The organism is Streptomyces sp. NPDC020422 (genome assembly GCF_044386705.1).
Taxonomy (GTDB): domain Bacteria; phylum Actinomycetota; class Actinomycetes; order Streptomycetales; family Streptomycetaceae; genus Streptomyces.
Window position 1 is genome coordinate 543,311 of record NZ_JBIRVJ010000005.1, and the last position, 24,828, is coordinate 568,138.

Consider the following 24,828-nt stretch of genomic DNA (forward strand, 5'->3'; position numbering starts at 1 on the left):
CCGCCCCCGCACACCGAGGAGTCACCATGCCCCGCTTCCTCTCCCTCGTCCGCATCGAGGAGAACACCATCGACATGGAGACGGCCGACCCCGCGTTCTTCGACCGCATGGGCGCGCTCCTGGAGGAGATCACCAAGGCCGGGGTCATGCTCGACACGGCCGGGCTCCTGCCGACCTCCGAGGGCACCCGGGTCACCTGGTCCGACGGCAAGCTGAGCTACACCGACGGCCCGTTCACCGAGACCAAGGAGGTCGTCGGCGGCTACGCGCTCATGCAGTGCAAGGACAAGGCCGAGGCCCTGGAGTGGGGCCGCCGCTTCCTGGAGGTCCACCCCCGGGAGTGGACGGTCGGCATCGAGCTCCGCCAGGTCGACGAGGGATAGCGCCCCGATTCGGGCCCGCCTGGGGCAGAGTGTGGGGGTGACGGTCGAGAGCACGCTGGACACGGTCTTCCGCATCGAATCCGCCCGGATCATCGCCACCGTGGCGCGGATCGTCCGGGACGTCGGGATCGCCGAGGAGATCGCCCAGGACGCGCTCGTCGCCGCCCTCGAACAGTGGCCGGAGACCGGTGTCCCGGACCGCCCGGGCGCCTGGCTCACGGCCACCGCCAAACACCGCGCCGTCGACCTCGTGCGGCGGCGCGAGACGTACGCCCGCAAGCTCGCGGAGGCCGGCCGCGAGCTTCGAGAGGAGGCGTACGACCCCGAGCCCTCGGGACCCGGGGACATCGACGACGACGTGCTGCGGCTCGTCTTCACCACCTGCCACCCGGTGCTGTCCGCCGAGGCCCGCACCGCGCTCACCCTGCGCCTGCTCGGCGGGCTGCGCACGGACGAGATCGCCCGCGCCTTCCTCGTACCGGAGCCGACGGTCGCCGCGCGCATCACCCGGGCCAAGCGGACCCTGGCCAGGAGCGGGGTGGAGTTCGAGGTGCCGTACGGGCAGGACCGGGCCGCCCGGCTCGGCTCCGTCCTGGAGGTCATCTACCTGATCTTCAACGAGGGGTACGCGGCGACCGCGGGCGACGACCTGCTGCGTCCGGCCCTGTGCGAGGACGCGCTGCGCCTCGCCCGGGTGCTCGCCGCGCTGATGCCCAAGGAGGGCGAGGTGCACGGCCTGGTCGCGCTCCTGGAGATCCAGGCCTCCCGGACGGGCGCCAGGACCGGGCCCGACGGGCAGCCGGTGCTGCTCGCCGAGCAGAACCGGCGGCGCTGGAACCGGCTGCTGATCCGGCGCGGTTTCGCCGCCCTGGGGCGGGCCGTCGAGGAGGGCGGCGCCACCGGCCCGTACGCCCTGCAGGCCGCCATCGCCGCCTGTCATGCGCGGGCGGCGAGCTACGAGGAGACGGACTGGCGCACCATCGCCGCCCTCTACCGGCAGCTCGCCGCCGTCGCGCCCTCCCCGGTCGTCGAGCTGAACCGGGCGGTCGCCGTGTCGATGGCCGAGGGCCCCGAGGCGGGCCTCGCGCTCGTCGACGCCCTCGCCGCCGAACCGGCCCTGGACCGCTACCACCTGCTGCCCAGCGTCCGGGGCGAGCTGCTGGCCCGGCTCGGCCGGGACGCGGAGGCGCGGGCGGAGTTCGAGCGGGCGGCGGAGCTCACCCGCAACGAGCGGGAGCGGGCGCTGCTGCGGCGGAAGGCCGCCGGTTAAGCTCCCCGCATGTCCCGCCGCACCCCGCTGCCCCCGCCGCCGCCCCCTGCCGAGATACGGAACTGGCCCGACCGGGAGGCGCGGCTCGCCGACCGGGCGCTCGCGATGGACGAGCTGGCCCGCCGGCTGCTCGGCGGCGCCCGACTGGTGCTGTTCCTGGTCTGGTTCGGGCTGCTCCAGCTGGGCTGGTCGCTGATCGGCGTGCTGCTCGTCTCGCTCGGCGAGGGCGGTGCCGTGGACCCGATCGGCATGCTCTTCGCGGTGGTCTGCGCGGCCCTCGGGATCGCCGTGTTCGTGCCCGCCGTGTGGCTGACCCTGCGCAGTCTGCGCCAGGACCGGGAGGCGCGCGAGCGGCTCGTGCAGTGGGCCGCGCTCGACCGGCACGGGCCCTCCGACGCACGGCTGCGGGCCCCGCTGCTGAGCGCGAGCTGGCTGGTGCTGTCCTTCGCGCTGTGCGCGGTCGGCCTGTGGACGGCCTTCGCGGTGCCGCTCAACACCGGCCCGGACGACGGCGGTTACGGCGCCGTCGCCTATGGCATGGGCGCCGCGATGATCCTGTGGGTGACGGGTCTGACCGGTCTCGCGAAGGCGGCGGGCCACTACCGGATGGCCGTCCGGCTCACCGGCCGGCCGGGTGTCCGATCAGCATCGTCGGAGCACCCGCGACCCGAGTGAGCAGCACGGTCGCGGAGTTGGGGCCCTTGGGCTTCACCTTGCGCCGGATCTCCTCGGGTTCGACGGCCGAGCCGCGCTTCTTCACGGTCAGCACGCCGACCTCGCGCTCGCGCAGCAGGGCCTTCAACTTCTTGAGGTTGAAGGGGAGTTCGTCGGTGATCTCGTAGGCGGCGGCGTACGGGGTCGGGCGCAGCTCGTCCGCCGTGATGTACGCGATGGTCCCGTCGACGAGTCCGCCGTCGAGCTCCCGCGCCACCTCCGCGACCAGGTGCGCGCGGATGACGGCGCCGTCGGGCTCGTACAGATAGCGGCCGACGGGCCGGACCGCCGGGTCGGGGAGCGTGCCGCCGGTGAGCGAGGCGCCGCCGGGGAGCAGGGTCGCGCGGCGGGCGCCGGGCTCGGTGCCGAACCAGAGCACCGCCTCCTTCACGTCCCCGCCGTCCGAGATCCACTCCGCCTCGGCCTCCTCGGGCACCGCCTCGTGCGGGATGCCGGGGGCGATCTTCAGGGCCGCGTGCGGGGCCTTGCGGGCCGCGTCCACCGCCCAGGACAGCGGCGGCGAGTACGCCTCGGGGTCGAAGATCCGGCCCCGCCCGCCGCGCCGCGCGGGGTCGACGAAGACCGCGTCGTACGGGCTGGTGTCGGTCTCGGTCACGTCCGCGCACCGCACCTCGATCAGATCGGCCAGCCCGAGTGCGGCGGCGTTGGCGCGGGCCGCCTCGGCGGTCAGCGGGTCCCGGTCGACGGCGAGCACGCTGATCCCGGCGCGGGCGAGTGCGATCGCGTCCCCGCCGATGCCGGAGCACAGGTCCGCCACGGCGCGCACGCCGAGCGCCTTGAGGCGGGCCGCCCGGTAGGCGCCGACGGTGGCCCGGGTGGACTGCTCGACGCCGTTGGGCGTGAAGTACATCCGGTACGCGTCCTCGGCGCCGAACTTCGCCACCGCGCGCTGCCGGAGCCGGGCCTGGCCGAGCGCGGCCGAGACCAGTTCGGCGGGGTGGTCGCGGCGCAGCCGGGAGGCGACCGCCAGCTCCTGGGCGGGGTCGTAGTCGCGCAGGGCGGCGAGCAGGGCCTGCCCCTCGGGGGCGAGCAGGGCGGTGAAGGCGGCGAGGTCGGTCACCCGTCCCATTCTGAGGGGCGCGGGGGCGGTGTGGGCCGCCCGGGGGACCGTGCGGGCGGCGCCGGTGGTGTCGGGGCCCGGGAGGGGTCCGGCGCTGACAGGATGCGGCGCCATGCAGCTAGTCAGACAAAAGGAACAAAGGCCGTCGTTCGGGTCCGGCCGCTCCGTGCGCGCGATCGGCGTCGCCCTCCTCGTCGCCGCGCTCGGCTCCGCCTGTGCGGGCCCCGGCGGCGAGGGGCGGCCCGCGCCGGCGAAGCCCGCCGCCGGACAGCAGCCCGCGCAGAACGCGGCCGGCGCGCTGAACGCGTACGTCGAACGGGTCCGGGCCGCGCGCGCCGCCCGGGTGGCCGCGGCGAAGAAGTGGGGCCTGGCCAAGCCGCCGCTCGAAGCGCCCGAGCCGCCCGCGGTGAAGCCGAGGATCACCACCCGCAAGGGCTTCGAGACCGACGGGGAGGGGCTGCCGCCGGTCTTCACCACCGTGCCGACCAAGCAGAAGGTCGTCTTCCTGACGATCGACGACGGCGCGGAGAAGGACCCGGCGCTGCTGCGGATGATGAGCGAGCTCAAGATCCCGTACAGCGCGTTCCTCAGCGACTACCTGGTCAAGGAGGACTACGGCTACTTCCGCAGGATGCGGGACTCCGGGGTCGCCCTGCACAACCACACGCTCCACCACCGCTATCTGCCCGGTCTCGACTACGACGACCAGAAGCGCGAGATCTGCGGGATGCAGGACGTCATCGAGAAGCAGTTCGGCAAGCGGCCCCCGCTCTTCCGGCCGCCCTACGGCAACTACAACGAGGACACCCTGCGGGCCGCGAAGAGCTGCGGGGTCAAGGCGGTCCCGCTGTGGGCCTCCGAGGCCTTCCCCGACCACATGGAGTGGCGCGAGTGGGACCGGGACCTGCACCCCGGCGACATCATCCTCACCCATTTCCGCGGCAAGGAGGACTGGAAGGGCACCATGCCGGACATGATCCGGCGGGTGATGAAGACGATCACGGCGAAGGGGTACGCGGTGGCCAGGCTGGAGGACTACGTATGAGCCGGGCGCGCCGGCTGACAGCCGCCCTGGCCCTGACCGGCGCGCTGTTCACCCTCCCGGCCTGCGCGTCCTCCGTCGACCCGATCGAGCGGCTCGGCCGCAAGGCCGCGGAGAAGGTCTCGCCGCACCCGGCGCGCGTGGCCCGGGCCCGCTCCGAGCCCTCGTACGGAACCACGAGCCCCGGCCGTGCGTTCTTCCGGCCGTGCCCTCCGCTCACGCCACGGGGTCGTGAATTGGCACTCCGCTTGACCGAGTGCTAATCGCGGTCATAGTCTCGGCTCTGGCACTCCCCACTGGAGAGTGCCAAACAGCGACGGGCAGGTCCGGCACCCGCGACGACGGATCCAGCTGGTCGCCACCTCAGACAGTTAACCCCGTGAGATCTCCGAAGGGGGAGGTCGGATCGTGACGACCACCAGCTCCAAGGTTGCCATCAAGCCGCTTGAGGACCGCATCGTGGTCCAGCCGCTCGACGCCGAGCAGACCACCGCCTCTGGCCTGGTCATCCCGGACACCGCGAAGGAGAAGCCCCAGGAGGGCGTCGTCCTCGCCGTGGGCCCGGGCCGCTTCGAGAACGGCGAGCGCCTGCCGCTCGACGTCCAGACCGGCGACATCGTGCTGTACAGCAAGTACGGCGGCACCGAGGTGAAGTACAACGGCGAGGAGTACCTCGTCCTCTCGGCTCGCGACGTGCTCGCGGTCATCGAGAAGTAAGTCACCAAGGCACCTGTACAGATGCTTTGAGCTGCGCCCCTGACCCCTGGCTTCCCGTGGGCGTCCAGGGGCGCAGTTTTCTTTCAACGATTTCCGAGAGGGCTGAACCGCTCCCATGGCGAAGATCCTGAAGTTCGACGAGGACGCCCGTCGCGCCCTTGAGCGCGGCGTCAACAAGCTGGCCGACACGGTGAAGGTGACGATCGGCCCCAAGGGGCGCAACGTCGTCATCGACAAGAAGTTCGGCGCCCCCACCATCACCAACGACGGTGTCACGATCGCCCGCGAGGTCGAGATCGAGGACCCGTACGAGAACCTCGGCGCCCAGCTGGTCAAGGAGGTGGCGACCAAGACCAACGACATCGCGGGTGACGGCACCACCACCGCCACCGTGCTCGCCCAGGCCCTGGTCCGCGAGGGCCTGCGCAACGTCGCCGCCGGCGCCTCCCCGGCCGCCCTGAAGAAGGGCATCGACGCCGCGGTCAAGGCCGTGTCCGAGGAGCTCCTCGCGACCGCCCGCCCGATCGACGACAAGTCCGACATCGCCGCCGTCGCCGCGCTCTCCGCGCAGGACCAGCAGGTCGGCGAGCTCATCGCCGAGGCGATGGACAAGGTCGGCAAGGACGGCGTCATCACCGTCGAGGAGTCCAACACCTTCGGCCTGGAGCTGGAGTTCACCGAGGGCATGGCCTTCGACAAGGGCTACCTCTCCCCGTACATGGTCTCCGACCAGGAGCGTATGGAGGCCGTCCTCGACGACCCGTACATCCTGATCAACCAGGGCAAGATCTCCTCCATCCAGGACCTCCTGCCGCTGCTCGAGAAGGTCATCCAGGCCGGTGGCTCCAAGCCGCTGCTGATCATCGCCGAGGACGTCGAGGGCGAGGCCCTCTCCACCCTCGTCGTCAACAAGATCCGCGGCACCTTCAACGCCGTCGCCGTCAAGGCGCCCGGCTTCGGTGACCGCCGCAAGGCGATGCTCCAGGACATGGCCACCCTCACCGGTGCCACCGTCATCTCCGAGGAGGTCGGCCTCAAGCTCGACCAGGCCGGTCTGGACGTGCTGGGCACCGCCCGCCGCGTGACCGTCACCAAGGACGACACCACGATCGTGGACGGCGCCGGCTCCTCCGAGGACGTCCTCGGCCGCGTCAACCAGATCAAGGCCGAGATCGAGTCCACGGACTCCGACTGGGACCGCGAGAAGCTCCAGGAGCGCCTCGCGAAGCTGGCCGGCGGCGTGTGCGTCATCAAGGTCGGCGCCGCCACCGAGGTGGAGCTGAAGGAGAAGAAGCACCGTCTGGAGGACGCCATCTCCGCGACCCGCGCCGCGGTCGAGGAGGGCATCGTCTCCGGTGGTGGCTCCGCGCTGGTCCACGCCGTCAAGGTCCTCGAGGGCAACCTCGACAAGACCGGCGACGAGGCCACCGGTGTCGCCGTGGTCCGCCGCGCCGCCGTCGAGCCGCTGCGCTGGATCGCCGAGAACGCCGGCCTCGAGGGCTACGTCATCACCTCGAAGGTGGCGGAGCTCGACAAGGGCCAGGGCTTCAACGCCGCGACCGGCGAGTACGGCGACCTGGTCAAGGCCGGCGTCATCGACCCGGTGAAGGTGACGCGCTCCGCCCTGGAGAACGCCGCCTCGATCGCCTCCCTGCTGCTCACGACCGAGACCCTGGTCGTCGAGAAGAAGGAAGAGGAGCCGGCGGACGCGGGCCACAGCCACGGCCACGGCCACTCGCACTGAGTCCGGTAGCCGATCGCCGAGGCCCGGTGCCCCCGTCGCGGGGGCACCGGGCCTCGCCCGTTCCCACCGCCCGGTCGGGCCTCGGCTGTTCCCGCCGCCCCGGTCGGGTCTCGGCTGTTCCCGCCGCGCCGGTCGGGTCTCGGCTGTTCCCGCCGCGCCGGTCGGGCCTCGGCTGTTCCCGCCGCCCCGGTCGGGTCTCGGCCGTTCCCGCCGCCCCGGTCAGGCCTCGACCGCTCCGAGCTGCCCCATCAGCCCGAGCATGTCGTACTGCCACCACCCCGCGACGGCCTTGCCGTCCTCGCCGAACTGCTGGATCAGCGTCCCGGTCATCTCCACCGCCATGCCGGTGGGCTGGAGCCCCATGAAGTCGCCGGTGTGGCTGGCGTTCCAGGTCCAGCGGGTGCACACCCGGTCACCCTCGGCGATCTGGTCCTCGATGGTGAAGGCGAAGTCGAAGCCGCCCCGCCACATCTCCACCTCGCGCCGGATCGCGTCCATCCCGATGGCGTCCGTCGGACTCGACGGATCGTGGTCGTGATACCCCTCGGCGAGCACCTCGTCGAGCAGCGCCGCCTCCTCCCCGCCGCCGAGCATCTCCAGGAACCGGCGCGAGTTCGCCTTGTAGAGCGCCTCGTCCCGCACCACGTCGAGGTCGGTGAAGGTCGGCATCTCGTCGCAGAGCGCGACCATCTCGCGGAAGATCCGGTCGGTCTCGGGCAGCTGCGAGTTGCGCATGGCCACGTCGTACGAGGGGAACTCGACGATCTCCACGACATGGGAGGCGTCCGAGCGGTCCGTGCCGACGATGCTGTGGGTGGCGGTGCGCTTGCCCTTGGTCTGTTCGACCCACCGGTCCATGAGCCGGTTCAGTTCGTCGATCCGGCTGGTCTTGCAGTCGATTATCTGTACGAAACTCATGACGCCTCCCGGGCCGGGGCGGACCCTTCCAGTTTAGGTCCGCGGGCGCCCGGTGCCCTGGCAGCATGAGGGCATGCGGGAGCAGCCGGGGGAGCGGTCGGTCACGGTCGACAACGACACGGGGATCGTCGTGGTCGGGGACGGGAACCGGGTCGTGGCCACGGCCGCGCCCGCCGTCCGGTCCGCCTACTGGGAACAGGTGCGCCGCATCGCCCCCGCCGAACTGGTCGACCGGGAGACGGAACTGGCGGAGCTCGCCGCCTTCTGCCGGGCGCCCGGGGCCGCTTGTCTGTGGTGGCGGGCGGACGCCTGGGCCGGCAAGACCGCGCTCATGGCGGCCTTCGCGCTGAACCCGCCGCCGGGCGTGCGGATCGTCCCCTTCTTCGTCACCGCCCGCTGGGCCGCCCAGAACGACGCGGCGGCCTACACGGACGTCGTCCTGGAACAACTCGCCGAACTGGCCGACGAACCGCTGCCCGCGCTCCTCACCGCCGCCACCCGGGAGGCCCACCTGCTGCGCCTGTACGGCGCGGCGGCCCGCGCCTGCGCCGGGCGCGGCGAACGGCTCGTGCTGCTCGTCGACGGCCTGGACGAGGACCGGGGCGTCACCACGGGCCCCGACGCCCACTCGATCGCGGCCCTGCTCCCGCACGACCTGCCGCTCATCGTCTCGGGGCGCCTCAACCCGCCGCTGCCGGCGGACGTGCCGGAGGGGCATCCGCTCCGGGACTCGGCTGCCGTCCGCGTCCTCACCCCGTCCCCGTCGGCCCGCGCGATCCGCGTCGAGGCGGAACGCGAGCTGAAGCACCTCCTCGCCGGGGGCGGCCTGCCGTACGAACTCCTCGCCCTGCTCTCGGCCGCGGGCGGCGGCCTGACGGCGGACGACCTCGCGGAGCTGACCGGCGAGGTGCCGTACCGGGTGCGCGACGTGCTGCGCACCGGCCCCGGCCGCACCTTCGCCCCCGCGGGCCACGCCTACCTCCTCGCCCACGAGGAACTCGCCGCCCAGGCCCGCGAGATGCTCGGCGTCCGTGAACTGCTCGGCTTCCGGTCCCGGCTGCACGCCTGGGCGGAGCGGTGGCGTGAGCGCGGCTGGCCGGAGGGAACGCCCGACTACCTGCTGCGGGGGTACATGGCCGGGCTGCGGGCGGCCGGGGACGTCGAACGGCTCGTGGCCTGCGCGCTGGACGCCGGGCGGCACGACCGGCTGCGCTCCGTCACCGGCGGCGACGGCGCGGCACTCGCGGAGGTGCGGGCGGCGTCGGAGGCCCTGCTCGCGGGCGGCGACCGGCCCGACCTGGTGCCGCTGATGCTGCGACTCGCGCTCTGCCGCGACGGCCTGGAACTGAGCGGCGGGCTCGTCCGGCCCGAGCTCGCCGCCGGATGGGCCGCCGTCGGCGAGGTCGACCGGGCGGTGGCCCTCGCGCGCGCCGCCGGGGACGAGCGGGCGGTCGCCGGGCTGTGCGCGGTGGCGGCGAAGCTGCTGGAGCGCGGCGACCGGGCGGCGGCGGTCCGGCTGGCGGAGGAGGCGGAGACACTGGCGCTGCGGGACCGGGAGAGCCGCGGCCGGGACCGCGCGGCGTCGGAGGCCGCCTCGCTGCTGGTCGCGCTCGGCTTCCACGAGCGGGCCGGGCGCCAGATCCGGCGGATCGGCCATGACCTGGAGCGCCACCGGCCGCTGTACGACCTGGCCCGCGCCTACTGCGCGGCGGGGGAGTACGAGCGGGTGCTCGACCTCGCGCGCGAGGAGCCGCACCTCCGGCTGCGGGCCAATGTGCGCTCCGAGGCGGTCCGGTCCCTGGCGCGGGCGGGTCGGACCGGCGACGCCGAGCGGGTGGCGCGCGAGGCGGACCCGAACCATGCGGTCCGGGCCGTGGTCCTGATCCGGGCCGCGACCACGCTGCGGGATGCGGGGGAGACCGGACCGGGCGCCGCGCTCCTGGCCGAAGGGCTGGACGAGTGGCGTGCGATGGCGCCCGACGAGTCGCGGTTGGGGATTCAGCGCAAGCTGACCGAGGCGCTGGTGCAGGCGGGGGAGTTCGACCGGGCGCGCAGCCCGCGGAGCGGTCCGCGCGGCACGCTCGACGCGGAGGAGTACGCCGTGGCCCTGGCCGGGATCGGCGCCTGGGACCGGGCCTGGGAGGCCGTCGACGAACTGCCGGGGGACTGGGTGGACGGTGTCCTGGCCCGCTTCGCCGTGGCCATGGCCAGGGCCGGGCAGGACGGAGAGGCCGAGGAGATGGGCCGGGAGCTGGACGGGTGGGTCGAGGACCTGTGGGAGGTGATCGCCGAGACCCGTCTGGCAAGGGGAGAACCGGACGCCGTCCTGCCGCTGCTCGACCGGCTCACCGACAGCGCCCGGGGATTTGCCGCGATCGGCGCGTGCGTCCGGCAGCTGGCCGCGCGGGGCCGGGTCGAGCAGGCGCGCGGAGTGGTGGTGCGCATGAGCGGGCCGGAGCACGAGCTGCGGCTGAGCTCCGCGCTGATCGGACCGGCGGCGGAGGCCCTGCACGACGCGGGGCACGTCGCCGAGGCGCGGGCCCTGCTGGTGTCGGCCGAGGCCGGGAGCCGAAGGGCGCCCCGGCGCGTGGTCGTGCGGCGACTGGCGCGGACCGCCGAGGCCCTCGCGGAGGCGGGACACCCGCAGGCGGCCTCGGCCCTCCTCGACGCCCTGGACCTCGACGAGGACGGAGGCGAGAGCGTCGTGGTGTCGGCGCTGCTCGCCGTCGGGCGGACCGAGGAGGCCGAGGAGCAGGCGTGGCTCGTCGAGGAGTTCGAGAACCCGATCCTGAAGGTCGGCGCCGCCTGGGTCGCGCGGGGGGACTTCGCGCGTGCGGAGGCCCTGGCCCTGACCGGCGGGTACCGCGTCGCCGAAGCCGTGGCCGTCGCCTACGCGGAGATCGGCGAGCCGGACCGGGCCGCCGCGCTGGTGCCGGGGATGTCCACCGAGCTGGAGACGATCGAGGCCTCCGCCGCGCTGGCCCATGCGCTGAACCTCCCTGGCCGCCGCGCGGAGGCGGACGAGTGGCTGGACCGGGCCGTGGAGCTGGCCTGGCCCCTGACGGCGACCACCGCGATCATGCTGCCCCGTCTGGTCCGCGCCCAGCTCGCCCTCGGCCGCCCGGACGAGGCGACGGCGCTGCTGCGGAAGGCCACCCGGGCCTGGCTCACCCGCTACGGCTCGCTCCAGCCCGAGCACCTGCTGCACGCGTGGGTCCTGCTCGGCGCCTACGACCACGCCCTCGGGCTCGCGCGGGAGCTGGAGCCCGACGCGGTCGAGAAGGCGCTGCCGCCGCTCGCCGCCGACCTGGCCAGGGCCGGTGAGCACGAGCGGGCCGCGGAGGTCCTCGCCGGGCTGCACCACCTGGGCCCGAAGTGCGCCGCCTCGTACACCGTGCTGGCCGTCGAGCACCCCGACCCCCGCCGCGCGCGCGAGCTCACCGCCCTCTCCCTGCACCTGGGCCACTGGTACGAGGCCCTGCCGGCCGTGCTGGGACGGGAGCCGGGGGCGGTGGAGGAGGTGCTCGCGGAGGGCGAGCGGCTGCGGGCGCTGCTGCGCGGCCTAGGCCCCCTCCAGGAGGGGGCCTAGGCCGAGCGCGTCAGATCGGCCGCCCTGATCTCGTCCGCGAACGCCTCCCCCCTCCCGTACCGCGCCACCTCCTCGATCGCCTGGTCAGCCATCCGGTGCAGCTCGTTGCCCAGCGAGCCGGCCACGTGCGGGGTGAGCAGGACGTTGGGCAGGGTCCACAAGTGGGATTCGGGGGAGGGGAGTTCGGGGTCGGTGACGTCGAGTACGGCGTGCAGGCGGCCCTTCGTCAGGTGGCCGAGCAGCGCCTCCTCGTCGACGAGGGAGCCGCGCGCGGTGTTGATCAGGGTGGTGCCGTCGGGCATCGCGGCGAGCTGGGCGGGGCCCAGCATGTGGTGGGTGGAGGGGAGTTGGGGGGCGTGGACGGAGACGACGGTGGAGCGGGCGCAGAGCTCGTCGAGGGGGACGAGCTCCACGCCGGGCGGCGCGCTCGTCACGTACGGGTCGTAGAGCAGGACCTCGAAGTCGAAGGGGCGCAGGAGCTCGATGACGCGGCGGCCGATGCGGGAGGCGCCGATGATGCCGACCGTGCGGCGGTAGTTGCCCCAGGCGGTGGACGCGTCGAGCCAGGCCTGGTCGGTGCGGAGCTCCGCGTACTGCTGGGCGGAGCGCAGCACCCGCTTTCCGGCGAAGAGGATCGCGGCGAGGGTGTACTCGGCGACGGGCAGGGCGTTGGCGGCGGCGGCCGAGGTGACCCGGATGCCGCGGGTCCAGCAGGCGTCGGTGATGTGGTGCTTGACCGAGCCGGCCGCGTGGACGACGGCCTTCAGGCGCGGGGCGCGGGCCAGCACCTCGGGGGTGAGCGGGCTGGCGCCCCAGCAGGTGAGGAGGAGTTCGGCCTCGGCGAGGGCGGCGGCGGCCCGGGGGTCGGGCGCGGCCAGGTCGTGGGCGACGAGGTGCGGGTCGGTGCGGGTGAGGGCGGCGAGGCGCTCCCGGTGGGCGTCGGTGAGGAGGCGTTCGGCGATGCCCGGCCCCATGGCCAGCAGGAGTCGGGGGCGGTTGTCAGTGGTCGGGTGCATCGTGGGATCTGTGCTCCTCACTTGACGCTGCCGGCGGTCAGACCCGCCTTCCAGTGGCGCTGGAGGGAGACGAAGGCGACGACGAGGGGGACGACGGCGAGCAGGGATCCGGTGACGACGAGGGGGTAGTACTCGGGTTCGGCGTGGGCGTTGCTGTTCCACGCGTACAGGCCGAGGCTCAGCGGGAAGAGCTTCTGGTCCGAGAGCATCACCAGGGGGAGGAAGAAGTTGTTCCAGATCGCGGTGAACTGGAAGAGGAAGACGGTCACGAAGCCGGGCATGACCATGCGCAGACCGATGGACCAGAAGGTGCGCAGCTCGCCGGCCCCGTCGATACGGGCGGCCTCCAGGGCCTCGTCGGGGATGTAGCCGGCGCTGAAGACGCGGGCGAGGTAGACGCCGAAGGGGTTGACGAGGACGGGGACGAAGACGGCCAAGTAGGTGTTGACGATGCCCACCTCGCTGGCGAGCAGGTACATGGGCAGGGCGAGTGCGGTGGTGGGGACGAGCACGCCGAGCAGGACGACGCCGAACAGCTTCTCCTTGCCCCGGAAGTCGTACTTGTCGAAGGCGTAGCCGGCGGCGACGCTGACCAGCGAGCAGGCGAGGGCGCCCAGACCCGCGTAGAGGAGGCTGTTGAGGTACCAGTGGAAGTAGATGCCGTCGTTGTGTTCGGCGAGGCGGGAGAGGTTGCCGCCGAGGTCGAAGCCCTCGAAGGAGAAGGCGTTTCCGGCGAGGAGTCCGCCGGCGTCCTTGGTGGCGGCGGTGAGCAGCCAGACGAGCGGGAAGAGCATGTAGACGACGGCGAGGACGAGGGCGCCGTTGACGGCGGTCTTCGACAGCCAGACGTTCCGGGGGCGGCCGGGGCGGCCGGGGCGTTCGGGGCGGCCGGGGCGTTCGGGGCGTTCGGTCATGCCGTCTTCTCCTTCCTGCGGCCGGCGCGGCGGCCGGTCAGGCGGGTGACCGCGAAGGAGAGCAGCGCGGCGGTCAGGGCGAGCAGGACGGAGGCGGCCGCGGCGAGCCCGTAGTCGTTGCGGTCGAAGGCGGCGGTGTACGCGTACATGTTGGGCGTCCAGGTGGAGGTGACGGCGGATCCGGTGCCCTTGTTGAGGATCAGCGGCTCGGTGAAGAGCTGGAGCGAGCCGATGACGGTGAAGAGGGCGACCATCGTCAGCGAGGCCCTGATCAGCGGGAGTTTGATGGAGAGGGCGATCCGCCAGGCGCCGGCGCCGTCGACGGTGGCGGCTTCCAGGACGGAGCGGTCGATGGCCTGCAGGGCGGCGTAGAAGATCACCATGTTGTAGCCGAGCCACTCCCACAGCGCGATGTTGACGACGGAGGGGAGGGCGCCCGCGGGCGAGAAGAAGTCGAAGCCGACGCCGCCGGCCTCCATGGCCCGGACGACCGGGCTGAGCTGGGGGGTGTAGAGGTAGACCCAGATCAGCGCGGCGATGATGCCGGGGACGGCGTGCGGCAGGAAGAGCGCGAGCTGGAAGAAGCGGCGGGCGCGGGCGAGCGCGGAGTCGAGCAGCAGCGCGAGGCCGAGGGCCCCGGCGAGCAGCAGCGGGATGTAGAGCAGGCAGTATCCGAGCAGCACGCCGAAGCCTTCGAGGAAGGCCCGGTCACCCAGCGCCGCGGTGTAGTTGTCGAGTCCGCTGAAGACGGTCTCGGTGCCGCCGAAGCCGAGCCCCGACTGCTTCTCGGTGAAGAGGCTGAGCCAGACCGCGTATCCGATCGGCACCACCATCACCGCGGTGAACAGCAGGAAGAACGGGGTCAGCAGGGTCGCGGCGGCGCGGGTGCGGGCCTTCACCGGCTCAGCCCTCGACCTTCAGTCCGCGCTTGGTGAGTTCGGCGACGGTGGCGTCGTGGCCGGCCTTGATCGCGTCGGTGATGCCCGGTCCGCCCTTGGCGATCTTGCCGAACTGGTCCTTGATGGTGGTGTTGGTGGTGCCGGTGGTCGGTCCCCAGGCCCAGCCGGGGGCGATGGAGGCGCCGGACTGCTCGAAGAGGGCGTAGATGTCCTGGCCGCCGTAGTAGCTCGCGTCGAAGACCTGCTTGGCGACGGGGCGCAGCGCGGTGGCGGCGGGGAAGGCGCTGGAGGTGCCGGAGGCGATGCGGGCCTTGACCCCCGCCTCGGTGGTGGACATCCACTCGGCGAACTCGACGGCCGCGGCCTTCTTGCCGCTGTCCTTGGTGACGGCGAAGGAGGTGCCGCCGAGCATGCCGCTGGCGGGGGTGCCGTTCCAGTTCGGCATGGGGGCGACGGCCCACTTGCCGCTCTGCTCGGGCAGGGTGCCCTTGAGCACGCCGGCGCCCCAGGAGGCGCCGAGATAGCCGATGGTGGTGCCGTTCTTCAGGGAGCCGGTCCACTCGGGGCTGAAGGAGGCGTTCTTGTGGACGAGGTCGGCGTCGAGGAGGCCCTGCCAGTAGCCGGCCACCTTGGTGGTCGCGGGGTCGGTGGTGTCGATCTTCCAGGTGTCGTTCTCGGCCTTGAACCACTGGGCGCCGGCCTGCCATGCCATGGCCTCGAAGGTGGTCGGGTCGTCGGGGAAGAAGGTGGCGATCCGGGCCTTGGCGTCGGCCTTCTTCACCTTCTCCGCGGCCGTCCTGAACTCGTCCCAGGTCTTGGGGACGGCGATCCGGTACTTGGCGAAGAGGTCCTTGCGGTAGAAGAAGGCCTGCGGGGCGGCGTCGAAGGGCACCGCCCAGTTCTTGCCGCCGAGGGTGGTGAGCTGCACGGCCTGGGGCAGCAGCTTGGCGCGGTCCTGCTCGGTGAACTCGCCGCCGATGTCCTGCAGGGCGCCCGAGGAGACGAACTCGGGGAGCGAGGAGTACTCGATGGAGACCAGGTCGGGTGCGTTGCCGGCCTTCACGGCGTTGGAGATCTTGGCGTAGCCGCCGGCGGTGCCGGAGGGGATCTCCTCGAACTTCACCTGGATGTCCTTGTGGGAGGCGTTGAACGCGTCGACCACGTTCTTCGAGCCCTTCGCCCAGCCCCAGAAGGTGATGGTCACGGGACCGGAGGACTTCGCCGGGGAGTCGTCACCGCCCCCGCCGCCGCAGGCCGTGAGGACGGCCAGGGCGGTGGCGGTGGCGGTGGCGGCTATGACGACACGGGTGCTTCTCCGACTACGGGGCACGGCACGGCTCCTGACACGGCGGCACGGACGGGGTTGGCCGTGATCCTGTGACCGTTCATGACCGAAGTCAAGAGCGAAAGATTGAATGATCGAAAAAAGATCAGAATCCGGTGGGGGAGGGCGCCCCGCACGAGGACCGCACCCGCAGGCTCGGCAGCAGGCTCAGATGCCGCCGCGCCGCCTCCTCGTCCCCGCTCTTCGAGACCCGCTCCACCAGCAGCTCCGTGGCGTGCCGGCCCACCTGGCGCTTGGGCGGGGCCACCGCGGTCAGCGGGGTGTCGGCGAGCGCGGCGACCTCGTCGTCGTACGCGATCAGGGCCAGGTCCTCGGGTACGCGTACGCCCAGCTCGGCCAGGCGCTGCACGATCTGGATGGCGTCCACGTCGTTGTGGACGAGCGCCGCGCTCGCCCGCCCCGACTCCACCGCCTCGTGCAGGGCCCGCACCGCCCGCTCGAAGCCCTCGGGGTCGTTCTCGGCGGGTACGGAGTCGATCACGGCCCGCGGCGCCCGCAGGTCCAGCACCCGCAGCGCCTCCGCGTACCCCGCGCGCACCGCGAGCGCCGTCGGGCTGTCCCCGCGCGCCACGAGCAGCGGGGTCGCGTGGCCGAGGCCGAGCAGGTGGCGCAGGGCGAGCAGCACGCCGTGGGCGTGGTCGGAGGACACCCGGTCCAGGCCGTCGAGCGGGGTGCCCGGCTCGGCCCGGCGCTCCAGGAGCACCGCGGGCACCGGCAGTTCGGCCAGCCAGTCGCCGTAGGCGAGCCGGTCCTCCGGGCCCCGCCAGCCCGGTGCGACGAGCACGCCCTCGGCGCCCGCCGCGAGCAGGCCCTCGGTGCGGGCCCGGTCCTCCTCGGGGCGGTAGTCGGAGATCCGCAGGATGAGCCGGGCGCCGGCCCGGGCCGCCGCCTCGTGCGCGCCCCGGATGACCTCGGCGAAGTAGTAGGTGGCGGAGGGCGCCAGCAGGCCGAGCACCAGGCCGCCGCCCCTGGGCCCCGCCGGGCCCTGGCTCCGGGGCCAGGAGACCTGTCCGTGCACCCGGTCGAGCAGGCCCTTGGCGGCCAGCGCCTCGACGTCGCGGCGCGCGGTGACGGGCGAGACCCCGAGCAGTCCGGCCAGGTCGAAGACGCGGACCGTGCCGCGCTCGCGCACCAGGGCCAGCAGTCGGTCGTGTCGTTCGGCAGCACTCTCGCGCACGGTGCGGTTCCCCTCGGTTCCCCTGGCGGTGGTGGTCGTTTCCCCGACCTTAGAGCAGACCGGACCCGAATGATCGAACGGAAGGAATTTCGATCATTCGCTCCGCTTCCCCTTGACGTTCGATCGAAGCGTCTCCAGGATTCCGGGCGACGCCGCCGTCACCGCGCGGAAGCTCGGAATCCCAGGGAGCATCATGCCCACGCCGCCCGAGAACCGTGAGCTCAGCCCGTACACCGGCTGGACCCGTGCCCACTGGGAGACCACCGCCGACCGCCTCCTGCTCGCCGTGCGCCCCCACGCCTCGCCCGGCGGCGGCCTGATCGACCTGCCGGGACCGCGCCCCAGCCGGTCCGGCGCCCGCTCCGACGGCCTGGAGGGATACGCGCGCACCTTCCTGCTCGCCGCCCTGCGGGCCGCGCACGGCGACGACCCGCACGGACACCTCGACCGCTACGCCGAAGGACTCGCCGCCGGCACCCGCGAGCCCGGCACCGAAGGACCCGACGCCTGGCCCCGCCTGGCCGATACCCGCCAGGCGTTCGTCGAGTCCGCCTCCGTCGCCCTCGCCCTGCGCCTCACCCGCGGCCGGCTCTGGGACCGCCTCGACGCCCGCGTCCGCGAGCGGACCGTCGACTGGCTGCTCCCCGCCCTCGGCCCGTCCCCCGTCGACAACAACTGGTGGCTCTTCGGCCTCACCGTCGCCGGCTTCCTCCAGGACGCCGGCATCGAGACCGACCGGGCCGCCGCCACCGTCGACCGCGCCCTCGAACGCATCGAGAAGTGGTACCTCGGCGACGGCTGGTACAGCGACGGCGACAACCGCGCCTTCGACCACTACAACGCCTGGGCCCTGCACTTCTACCCCGTCCTGCACGCCCACCTCTCCGGCGACCGCGCCCTCCTGGACCGCTACGGCCCCCGGCTGCGCGCCCAGCTCGACGCCCACACCCGCCTCTTCGACGCCAACGGCGCCCCCCTCCCGTACGGGCGGTCCCTGACCTACCGCTTCGCCGCGGCCGCCGCCCCCTGGCTCGGCGCCCTCACCGGCCACACCCCGCTCACCCCCGGCGCCACCCGCCGCCTCGCCTCCGGCACCCTGCGGTACTTCCTCGACCGCGGCGCCACCGACGCCCGCGGGCTGCTCACCCTCGGCTGGCACGGCCCCTACGAGCCCGTCCTGCAGACCTACTCGGGCCCCGGCAGCCCCTACTGGGCGTCCAAGGGCTTCCTCGGCCTTCTCCTCCCCGCCGACCACCCCGCCTGGACCGACCCCGAGGAACCCCTGCCCGCCGAACGCGCCGACACCGTCCGGGCCCTCGGCCCGACCGGACTCCTCGTCCAGAGCACCGCCGCCGACGGACTCGTCCGCCTCCACAACCACGGCAGCAACCACGTCGGAGACCCCGGGACCGACGACCCCGGCTACTCCCGACACGCCTACTCCACCCGCACCGGGCCCACCACGGGAACCGACCCGGCCGACAACCACTTCGCCCTGCTCGCCGCGGACGGCACGGCCACCGCCCGGGGGCCCGCCACCCCGCTCGGCACCGGCCCCGACCGGGCCGTCTCCCTGCACACCCCGCTCCCCGGCGTCCGCGTCGTCTCCGCCGTCCTCGTCCACGGCCGCGCCGAACTCCGCGCCCACCTCGTCCTGGGCGCCCCGGAAGGGACCCCCGTACGGCTCACCGGCTGGACCACCGCGCCCGACGGCCCCACCTCCCAGCTCCACCCCGTCCACGGCTACGCCCCCCAGGTCGCCGAACTCCCCACCGGCGCCACCCTCCAGGGCCCCGGACCCACCCGCACCCCCGCCCTGCACGGCACCACGAGCGGCCCCGCCACCCTCTTCGCCGCGCTCGTCTCCCTCACCGCGGAACCCGCCCCGGCCCCCGTCGCCCAGCTCGCGCACGTCCAGGTCACCGGCGCCCGGGCGCTCACCGTGACCTGGCGGAACGGCACCACCGCCCGTATCGCCCTCGACGCACCCGATCCGGAGGACCAGTGACCCAGCGCCGTACGTACGCGGCCCTCGCCGCCGCCCTGGCACTACCGCTGCTGACCACCGCCCCCGCCCGGGCCGCCGCCCCGCCCGGCGCCCCCCACTACGTCGACTGCTCGGCCACCGCCCCCGGCGACGGCAGCCTCCGGCGCCCCTGGACCACCCTGACCGAGGCCAACGCCCACCCCTACGGGCCCGGCGACCGGCTCCTGTTCAGGCGCGGCACCACCTGCACCGGCACCCTCGCGCCCCGGGGCGGGGGCGCTCCCGGGGCCCCCTTCACCATCGCCGACTACGGCGCGGCGCCCGGGCGCGCGGTCATCGACGGCAACGGCGCCCACGACGCCGTACTCCTCGCCGACACGCAGTACCTCCGCCTCACCCGGCTGGAGATCACCAACGCCGCCGCCCCCGGCACCGAACGCAACGGCGTCCGGCTGCGTCTGACCGACCACGGCGTCGCGAAGGACATCACCCTCGACCACCTCGCCATCCACGACGTGCGCGGCGGCGACTTCAAGACCATCACCGGCTCCAGCGCCATCCACGTGGCCGTCGAGGGCACCACCGTCCCCAGCTGGTACGACGGCCTGGACATCCACCACAACGACATCCGGGACGTCGACCGCGAGGGCGTCTACTTCAAGTCCCGGTTCTCCAAGCGCGACCTGGTCGGCAGCCAGCAGGACCCGGTCGCCTTCCCCGGCCCCTGGACACCGAGCCTGAACGTCCGCGTCCACCACAACACGCTGACCTCGATCGCCGGCGACGGCATCAAGATCGACACGACCCGTGGCGCCCGCGTCGACCACAACCGCGTCGACGGCTTCCAACTGCGCTCCCAGGCCGCCAACGCCGGCATCTGGACCTTCAACACCGACGACACCACCGTCGAGTACAACGAGGTCTCGGGCGGCGGCAACACCAAGGACGGGATGTCCTTCGACGCCGACGGCGCCTCCCAGGACACCGTCTTCCAGTACAACCACAGCCACGACAACAAGGGCGGCTTCCTGCTCATCTGCCCCTACAGCGGCGCCCGCACCCTCGGCACCGTCGTGCGCTACAACCTCAGCGTCGACGACGGCGCCCGGCTCGTCCAGAACTGCTGGGGCCCCATCCTCGACACCCGCATCCACAACAACACCTTCGTCAACCGGACGACCGTCCCCGCCTACCTCGTCCAGGACGACGCGGGAAGCCCCGCCACCACCCGCCACGAACTCGCCCTCACCAACAACATCTTCGTCAACGAGGGCACGCCGGGCGGCTACGCCTTCAAGAACCCCACCCCGGGCCTGGCCTTCTCCCACAACCTCTTCGACGGCATCGCCATGACCCGCCCGAACCCCGGCGGCCTCACGGCCGACCCCCTGCTCCGCCCCGACCTGAGGCTCGCCACCGGCTCCCCGGCCCTGTCCGCCGGCACCCCGATCGAGGACAACGGCGGCAGGGACTGGTTCGGCAACGCCGTGCCGGCGACCTCACCGCCCAACATCGGCGCGTACGAGGGCCCGGGCGTGAACTGAGCCCGCCCCGCGCCCGCGCCCGCTCTCGCCCTCGCCCTCGCCGGGAGCCCTCTGTCCCTACTTCGGGCCGTACTTGCGACCCGCCTTGGAGGACACCCCGCCGAGCAGCCCGCGCGGGGCCAGCTTCACCACACCCATCAGCGCCTTGTAACGGGGATCGGGAATGGACAGCGTCCGCCCCCGGGCCAGATCGGCGAGCGCCGCGGAGACCAGCTTGTCCGCGTCGAGCCACATCCAGCCCGGGATGTTGTCCGTCCCCATCCCCGCCCGCTGGTGGAACTCCGTCCGCACGAACCCCGGGCACAGCGCCATCAGCCGCACCCCGCTCCCGGCGAGGTCCCGCGCGGCGCCCTGCGTGAACTGCACGACCCACGCCTTCGAGGCCCCGTAGGTCCCGCGCGGCACGAACGCGGCCACCGACGCGACGTTCACCACCCCGCCGCGCCCCCGCGTCCGCATCGAGTCCGCCGCCGCCGAGGTCAGCCGCAGCACCGCCTCGCAGTGCACCTTCAGCATCTTCAGCTCGTCGGCCATCGACACTTCCAGGAACCGGCCCTTGTTGCCGAACCCCGCGTTGTTCACCAGCAGGTCCACGGGCCTCTTGCCGTCCGAGAGGCGCGCCACGACGGCCTCGATCCCCTCCTCCTCGGAGAGGTCGGCCGCCAGCACCTCCGCCTCGATCCCGTGCCGGTCGTGCAGCTCCGTCGCCTGTTCCCGAAGCCGCTTCACATCCCGTGCCACGAGCACCACATCGTGTCCGTCCGAGGCCAGCCGCCGTGCGAAGGCGGCGCCGATGCCGGCGGTCGCGCCCGTAATCAGTGCAGTCGTCATACGCGGCACGGTAACCCGCGGTGTGTGAACGCCGTGTGTGGGAAGCGCCGCCCCCTACGTACGGGAAGCGCCGCTCCCTGCTCCGCGTACTTCTCCCCCTACTTCTCTCCGTACTTCTCCGCGTACTTCCGCGCCAGCGCCAGCAGCCCCGACTCCATCCACTCCGCGGCCACCAGCGTGCTCGGCAGGAGGGTGCGGTCGACGGTGGCGGCGTGGTGCAGGCGGGTGAGGGTGACGGGGTGGGAAGGGCGGTGGACGACCTCGATGGGGTCGCCGGCCCGGATCTCGCCCGGGGCGATCACCCGGAGCAGGGCCCCGGGACCCGCGGCGGACCCGTTGAAACGGCGGACCCAGGCGTCCTCCTGGACGAAGCCGGCGAAGGTACGGCAGGGGATGCGGCCGCCGGTCACCTCCAGGACCAGGTCGGAGCCGACGCGCCAGCGCTCGCCGACGAGGGCGCCGTTCACGTCGAGGCCCCGGGTGGTGAGGTTCTCGCCGAAGGAACCGGCGGCCAGGGGGCGGCCGAGTTCCCGCTCCCACAGGTCCAGGTCCTCGCGGGCGAAGGCGTAGACGGCACGGTCGGCACCGCCGTGGAAGCGCAGGTCGCACACGCTGTCCCCGGCCAGGCCGCTGGAGGCGCCCGAGGCGGGGGCCTCGACCCGGACCGGGCCCTCGACCGGGCGCTTGTCGATGCCGGTCATGCCCGACGGGGCGCCGGTGTAGGCGACGGCCTTGGGGCGGCCCACGTTCACGCTCAGGAGTTCCATGGCGGAAGCCTAGGCGAGCCTCCTCAAAGGTTCGTACAAGAATTCGGCGTCGTATCCAAGGGGGGCTTATGATCGAGGGATGATCGAGGCCCGCCACCTCCGCGTCCTGCGCGCCGTCGCCGCCACCGGCTCCTTCTCCGCCGCCGCGCGCGAACTGGGCTGTACGCAGCCCGCCGTGAGCCAGCAGATGAAGGCGCTGGAGAGCTCCGCCGGCACACCGCTGCTGATCCGCACCGGACGGGAGATGCGCCTGACCCAGGCGGGCGAGGCCCTCGTGCGGCACGCCTCCGGGATCCTCGCCGGGCTCACCGCCGCCGAGGAGGAGGTCGCCGCCATCGCCGGGCTGCGGGCCGGCCGGGTGCGGCTCGTCTCCTTCCCCAGCGGCAGCTCCACCCTCGTCCCCACCGCCCTCGCCGCGCTGCGCGCCGCCCACCCCGGTACCCGGGTCTCCCTGGTGGAGGCCGAGCCGCCGCGCTCGGTGGAGATGCTGCGCGAGGGGGACTGCGACGTGGCCCTCGCCTTCCGCTACGGGGCCGGCCCGGACGCCTGGGACGACCTCGTGGTGCGCCCGCTCCTCGCCGACCGGCTCGTCGGACTCGTACCCGAGGGGCACCGGCTGGCCGGGGCCGGCTCGGTGGCCATCGGCGAGCTGGCCGAGGACCCGTGGATCGCGGGCTGCCCGCGCTGCCGCCGCCAGCTGGTGGACGTCTGCCGGGAGGCCGGCTTCGCCCCGCGCATCGACTTCGCCACCGACGACTACCCGGCCGTGGTCGGCCTGGTGGGCGCCGGTCTCGGCGTCGCCGTCCTGCCGCAGCTCGCCATCGAGTCCGTACGGCCCAAGGGCGCCGTCACCGTGGCGGTGGAGCCCGCCGTGGAGCGCGAGATCGTGGCGCTCACCCTTCCGGACCTCGCCCAGGTCCCCGCCGTCGCGGCCACCCTGGACGAGCTGACCCGCGCCGCGGACGCCGCCGCCGCGCGGCCGGCCGCGACACACGCGTAGACCGTTGGAGTGAGCCCGGGGCGCGGCCGTACGGGTGGTCCGTGGACCTCCGTACGGGGGACGCGGACACGGGAAGGGGGGCGCCGTCCGGGGGAACCGGGCGCCGCCGTACGGGTGCTGGCGCACGCCCGTCGGAGTGAGTGCGCCGGGCCGTACGGGTGAGCGTCACCCTGCCGTGTGGGTGAGGCCCCCGGTATCGCCCGGCCGAGCGCTCTCCGCCGCGACCGGATGCGCGCCCGCCGTCCGGGCGACGGCCGGGCCCGGTTCCGCGTCGGGTCGGGGGGCCGACGACCTGTCGGACCCGGCCGCCGCACGCCCCCGGGCCGCGTGCGGCGCGGCTCCCGGGGCCGGGTGGGTGCGGGCCCGGCCCACGTCGTTCGATTGTCCCGATTCGGGGTGCAGAAACGTTACTTCAGGCGTGACCCACGCCTGCCGTGCTCGTATGGGACGTCCGCGCGGCGGCGGACGTCGTGACCAGGCGGTTGCGGGCTCGTCCCATGAGCTCTTCGCGTTCGTCCTCGGTGAGGCCGCCCCAGACGCCGTAGGGCTCCCGTACGGCGAGCGCGTGTGCCGCGCACTCCGCGCGTACCGGGCACCGCATGCAGACCTCTTTCGCCGAGTTCTCGCGCGCACTCCGTGCCGCGCCGCGCTCTCCCTCGGGGTGGAAGAACAGGGAGCTGTCGACCCCGCGGCAGGCCGCGAGCAGTTGCCAGTCCCACAGATCGGCGTTGGGTCCGGGAAGGCGGGAGAAATCTGCCATTGCGCTAGTCCCCTTGAAACCGTGTCGAACGGATGGTGGGCGGGTGGATGGCTGATCGAACCGGGGGTCCTTCGGCCCCGTGCGTCTCGCGTACCCGCTCTCGCGGGTTCGATCCGGGCGTACAACTACTGTCTAAGTAGATGTAAATATGACTCATTGCGAATCTAGCCACAGACACCGCGAAAAGGGAAGAAAACCCGCTAAATGGGGCATAGCTTCGAGTGAAGGACGGATGACCTGCGGCGCTCTCCTCCGCGTACGGCCCCTCACGTAGAGTGCCGAAGGCGGCCGTCCGACCCGTAACTCTTTCGAGTGACCGTCGTTAGAGAGTGCGGAGGCGGTTGAAGGAGAAAGCGCTCGGACAGGTGTCCGGGGGTGTCAACCGCACAGGTGACGATACGTACAGCCCTGGAGGCTCAAGGTGACGCGCTTCAGCTGCGAGAGCCGCGGAGGTCAGGCATGACTTCCGTCCTCGTCTGCGACGACTCCCCGCTTGCCCGAGAGGCGCTTCGCCGCGCGGTCGCGACCGTGCCCGGCGTGGAGCGCGTGACCACCGCGGCCAACGGCGAGGAAGTCCTCCGCCGCTGGGGCGCGGACCGCTCGGACCTGATTCTGATGGACGTGCGCATGCCCGGCCTGGGCGGCGTCGAGACCGTCCGCCGGCTGCTCTCGGCCGACCCCGGCGCCCGCATCATCATGCTCACCGTCGCCGAGGACCTGGACGGTGTCGCGCTCGCGGTCGCCGCCGGTGCCCGTGGCTATCTGCACAAGGACGCCTCGCGCGCCGAGCTGCGGGCCACCGTCACCCAGGCCCTCGCCGACCCGACCTGGCGGCTCGCCCCGCGCCGGCTGCGCTCGGCCGAGATGGGCGCCGCGCCCACCCTCACCGCCCGTGAGATCCAGGTGCTCGAGGGCATGAGCCACGGCCGTTCCAACGCGGAGATCGGGCGCGAGCTCTTCCTCTCCGAGGACACGGTCAAGACGCACGCGCGCAGGCTGTTCAAGAAGCTGGGCGCCTCCGACCGGGCGCACGCGGTCGCGCTCGGGTTCCGCTGGGGCCTGGTCCGCTGACCTGCGGCCATCGGTCGCATCCCCGTCCGCCGAGGGGCGGACGGGGTGGGCTTGTGTCA

21 protein-coding genes are annotated in these 24,828 nt (G+C 73.2%); 11 read left to right on the forward strand and 10 right to left on the reverse strand.

The window, feature by feature from the left end; all coding sequences use genetic code 11:
* Positions 1 to 26 precede the first annotated feature (26 nt).
* Genes ACH414_RS16655 through ACH414_RS16665 form a run of 3 tightly spaced genes read left to right on the forward strand, consistent with a single transcriptional unit; the run spans position 27 to position 2,328 of the window.
* Positions 27 to 383, forward strand: a complete 357-nt coding sequence (locus tag ACH414_RS16655; RefSeq protein WP_382532450.1) for a YciI family protein — start codon at positions 27 to 29, stop codon at positions 381 to 383.
* Positions 384 to 420: 37 nt separating this feature from the next.
* Entirely contained in the window at positions 421 to 1,653 is a 1,233-nt protein-coding gene (locus ACH414_RS16660; protein ID WP_386568303.1) for an RNA polymerase sigma factor, read from the forward strand.
* Positions 1,654 to 1,662: 9 nt separating this feature from the next.
* Positions 1,663 to 2,328 (forward strand): hypothetical protein, encoded by a 666-nt coding sequence (locus ACH414_RS16665; protein ID WP_382532449.1) that lies wholly within the window; start codon positions 1,663 to 1,665, stop codon positions 2,326 to 2,328.
* Here ACH414_RS16665 and ACH414_RS16670 read toward each other — a convergent pair.
* Positions 2,273 to 3,457, reverse strand: coding sequence for a methyltransferase domain-containing protein (locus ACH414_RS16670; protein WP_391769393.1), 1,185 nt, complete (start codon positions 3,455 to 3,457; stop codon positions 2,273 to 2,275). The two genes, ACH414_RS16665 and ACH414_RS16670, sit on opposite strands and share 56 nt — an antisense overlap.
* Positions 3,458 to 3,623: 166 nt before the next feature.
* Between ACH414_RS16670 and ACH414_RS16675 the strand changes: the two genes are divergently transcribed.
* The 3 genes from ACH414_RS16675 (at position 3,624) to groL (ending at position 6,951) form a co-directional block, all read left to right on the forward strand.
* Positions 3,624 to 4,493: a polysaccharide deacetylase family protein gene (locus tag ACH414_RS16675; protein WP_398942265.1), complete on the forward strand. Its 870-nt coding sequence runs from the start codon at positions 3,624 to 3,626 to the stop codon at positions 4,491 to 4,493.
* 405 nt (positions 4,494 to 4,898) lie between these two features.
* Positions 4,899 to 5,207, forward strand: a complete 309-nt coding sequence (groES, locus tag ACH414_RS16680) for a co-chaperone GroES (protein ID WP_382532443.1) — start codon at positions 4,899 to 4,901, stop codon at positions 5,205 to 5,207.
* Between the two features lie 115 nt (positions 5,208 to 5,322).
* Positions 5,323 to 6,951 (forward strand): chaperonin GroEL, encoded by a 1,629-nt coding sequence (gene groL, locus ACH414_RS16685; RefSeq protein ID WP_382532441.1) that lies wholly within the window; start codon positions 5,323 to 5,325, stop codon positions 6,949 to 6,951.
* 219 nt (positions 6,952 to 7,170) lie between these two features.
* On the opposite strand, the gene ACH414_RS16690 is transcribed toward groL, so the two are convergent.
* Positions 7,171 to 7,869, reverse strand: coding sequence for an ester cyclase (locus ACH414_RS16690; RefSeq protein ID WP_386568300.1), 699 nt, complete (start codon positions 7,867 to 7,869; stop codon positions 7,171 to 7,173).
* A gap of 73 nt (positions 7,870 to 7,942) precedes the next feature.
* On the opposite strand from ACH414_RS16690, the gene ACH414_RS16695 reads away from it, so the two are divergent.
* Positions 7,943 to 11,458: a hypothetical protein gene (locus tag ACH414_RS16695; protein WP_391769246.1), complete on the forward strand. Its 3,516-nt coding sequence runs from the start codon at positions 7,943 to 7,945 to the stop codon at positions 11,456 to 11,458.
* On the opposite strand, the gene ACH414_RS16700 is transcribed toward ACH414_RS16695, so the two are convergent.
* From ACH414_RS16700 to ACH414_RS16720, 5 genes are all read right to left on the reverse strand, one after another.
* On the reverse strand, positions 11,455 to 12,474 hold the full coding sequence (locus ACH414_RS16700; RefSeq protein WP_398942202.1) for a hydroxyacid dehydrogenase: 1,020 nt from the start codon (positions 12,472 to 12,474) through the stop codon (positions 11,455 to 11,457). The genes ACH414_RS16695 and ACH414_RS16700 overlap by 4 nt on opposite strands.
* A 17-nt stretch (positions 12,475 to 12,491) precedes the next feature.
* Entirely contained in the window at positions 12,492 to 13,388 is an 897-nt protein-coding gene (locus tag ACH414_RS16705) for a carbohydrate ABC transporter permease (RefSeq protein WP_398942204.1), read from the reverse strand.
* A complete protein-coding gene (locus ACH414_RS16710; RefSeq protein ID WP_382532431.1) occupies positions 13,385 to 14,287 on the reverse strand; it encodes a carbohydrate ABC transporter permease in 903 nt (300 codons plus the stop codon). Before ACH414_RS16710 ends, ACH414_RS16705 begins: the two co-directional genes overlap by 4 nt.
* A 4-nt stretch (positions 14,288 to 14,291) precedes the next feature.
* Positions 14,292 to 15,617, reverse strand: a complete 1,326-nt coding sequence (locus ACH414_RS16715) for an ABC transporter substrate-binding protein (RefSeq protein ID WP_382532429.1) — start codon at positions 15,615 to 15,617, stop codon at positions 14,292 to 14,294.
* 100 nt (positions 15,618 to 15,717) lie between these two features.
* Entirely contained in the window at positions 15,718 to 16,809 is a 1,092-nt protein-coding gene (locus tag ACH414_RS16720) for a substrate-binding domain-containing protein (protein WP_382532427.1), read from the reverse strand.
* A 193-nt stretch (positions 16,810 to 17,002) separates the two neighbouring features.
* Here ACH414_RS16720 and ACH414_RS16725 point away from each other — a divergent pair, with 193 nt between their 5' ends.
* Complete coding sequence (locus ACH414_RS16725) at positions 17,003 to 18,817, forward strand: DUF2264 domain-containing protein (protein ID WP_398942207.1); 1,815 nt, start codon at positions 17,003 to 17,005, stop codon at positions 18,815 to 18,817.
* A complete protein-coding gene (locus ACH414_RS16730) occupies positions 18,814 to 20,340 on the forward strand; it encodes a right-handed parallel beta-helix repeat-containing protein (protein WP_398942210.1) in 1,527 nt (508 codons plus the stop codon). Before ACH414_RS16725 ends, ACH414_RS16730 begins: the two co-directional genes overlap by 4 nt.
* Before the next feature lie 57 nt (positions 20,341 to 20,397).
* Here ACH414_RS16730 and ACH414_RS16735 read toward each other — a convergent pair whose 3' ends face one another.
* Both ACH414_RS16735 and ACH414_RS16740 read right to left on the reverse strand, forming a co-directional pair.
* Positions 20,398 to 21,171 (reverse strand): SDR family NAD(P)-dependent oxidoreductase, encoded by a 774-nt coding sequence (locus ACH414_RS16735; protein ID WP_382532421.1) that lies wholly within the window; start codon positions 21,169 to 21,171, stop codon positions 20,398 to 20,400.
* 98 nt (positions 21,172 to 21,269) lie between these two features.
* The gene (locus tag ACH414_RS16740) at positions 21,270 to 21,938 is read right to left on the reverse strand and encodes an MOSC domain-containing protein (RefSeq protein WP_382532419.1); all 669 of its coding nucleotides are present in this window, start codon (positions 21,936 to 21,938) and stop codon (positions 21,270 to 21,272) included.
* 79 nt (positions 21,939 to 22,017) lie between these two features.
* Between ACH414_RS16740 and ACH414_RS16745 the strand changes: the two genes are divergently transcribed.
* Positions 22,018 to 22,938: a LysR family transcriptional regulator gene (locus ACH414_RS16745; protein ID WP_398942213.1), complete on the forward strand. Its 921-nt coding sequence runs from the start codon at positions 22,018 to 22,020 to the stop codon at positions 22,936 to 22,938.
* Between the two features lie 412 nt (positions 22,939 to 23,350).
* Here ACH414_RS16745 and ACH414_RS16750 read toward each other — a convergent pair whose 3' ends face one another.
* Positions 23,351 to 23,698: a WhiB family transcriptional regulator gene (locus ACH414_RS16750; protein WP_382532415.1), complete on the reverse strand. Its 348-nt coding sequence runs from the start codon at positions 23,696 to 23,698 to the stop codon at positions 23,351 to 23,353.
* Positions 23,699 to 24,157: 459 nt separating this feature from the next.
* Here ACH414_RS16750 and ACH414_RS16755 point away from each other — a divergent pair, with 459 nt between their 5' ends.
* Positions 24,158 to 24,769 carry a response regulator transcription factor gene (locus tag ACH414_RS16755; protein WP_003948568.1) on the forward strand — a complete coding sequence of 204 codons (612 nt, stop codon included), beginning with the start codon at positions 24,158 to 24,160 and terminating at the stop codon, positions 24,767 to 24,769.
* Positions 24,770 to 24,828: the final 59 nt, after the last annotated feature.

Excerpts from the sequence above, each read along its gene's own strand:
- ACH414_RS16655 (WP_382532450.1), top strand. The coding sequence starts at position 27 with ATGCCCCGCTTCCTCTCCCTCGTCCGCATCGAGGAGAACACCATCGAC.
- ACH414_RS16665 (WP_382532449.1), top strand. The coding sequence starts at position 1,663 with ATGTCCCGCCGCACCCCGCTGCCCCCGCCGCCGCCCCCTGCCGAGATA.
- ACH414_RS16670 (WP_391769393.1), bottom strand. The coding sequence starts at position 3,457 with ATGGGACGGGTGACCGACCTCGCCGCCTTCACCGCCCTGCTCGCCCCC.
- groL (WP_382532441.1), top strand. The coding sequence starts at position 5,323 with ATGGCGAAGATCCTGAAGTTCGACGAGGACGCCCGTCGCGCCCTTGAG.
- ACH414_RS16690 (WP_386568300.1), bottom strand. The coding sequence starts at position 7,869 with ATGAGTTTCGTACAGATAATCGACTGCAAGACCAGCCGGATCGACGAA.
- ACH414_RS16695 (WP_391769246.1), top strand. The coding sequence starts at position 7,943 with ATGCGGGAGCAGCCGGGGGAGCGGTCGGTCACGGTCGACAACGACACG.
- ACH414_RS16700 (WP_398942202.1), bottom strand. The coding sequence starts at position 12,474 with ATGCACCCGACCACTGACAACCGCCCCCGACTCCTGCTGGCCATGGGG.
- ACH414_RS16705 (WP_398942204.1), bottom strand. The coding sequence starts at position 13,388 with ATGACCGAACGCCCCGAACGCCCCGGCCGCCCCGAACGCCCCGGCCGC.
- ACH414_RS16725 (WP_398942207.1), top strand. The coding sequence starts at position 17,003 with ATGCCCACGCCGCCCGAGAACCGTGAGCTCAGCCCGTACACCGGCTGG.
- ACH414_RS16735 (WP_382532421.1), bottom strand. The coding sequence starts at position 21,171 with ATGACGACTGCACTGATTACGGGCGCGACCGCCGGCATCGGCGCCGCC.
- ACH414_RS16740 (WP_382532419.1), bottom strand. The coding sequence starts at position 21,938 with ATGGAACTCCTGAGCGTGAACGTGGGCCGCCCCAAGGCCGTCGCCTAC.
- ACH414_RS16745 (WP_398942213.1), top strand. The coding sequence starts at position 22,018 with ATGATCGAGGCCCGCCACCTCCGCGTCCTGCGCGCCGTCGCCGCCACC.
- ACH414_RS16750 (WP_382532415.1), bottom strand. The coding sequence starts at position 23,698 with ATGGCAGATTTCTCCCGCCTTCCCGGACCCAACGCCGATCTGTGGGAC.
- ACH414_RS16755 (WP_003948568.1), top strand. The coding sequence starts at position 24,158 with ATGACTTCCGTCCTCGTCTGCGACGACTCCCCGCTTGCCCGAGAGGCG.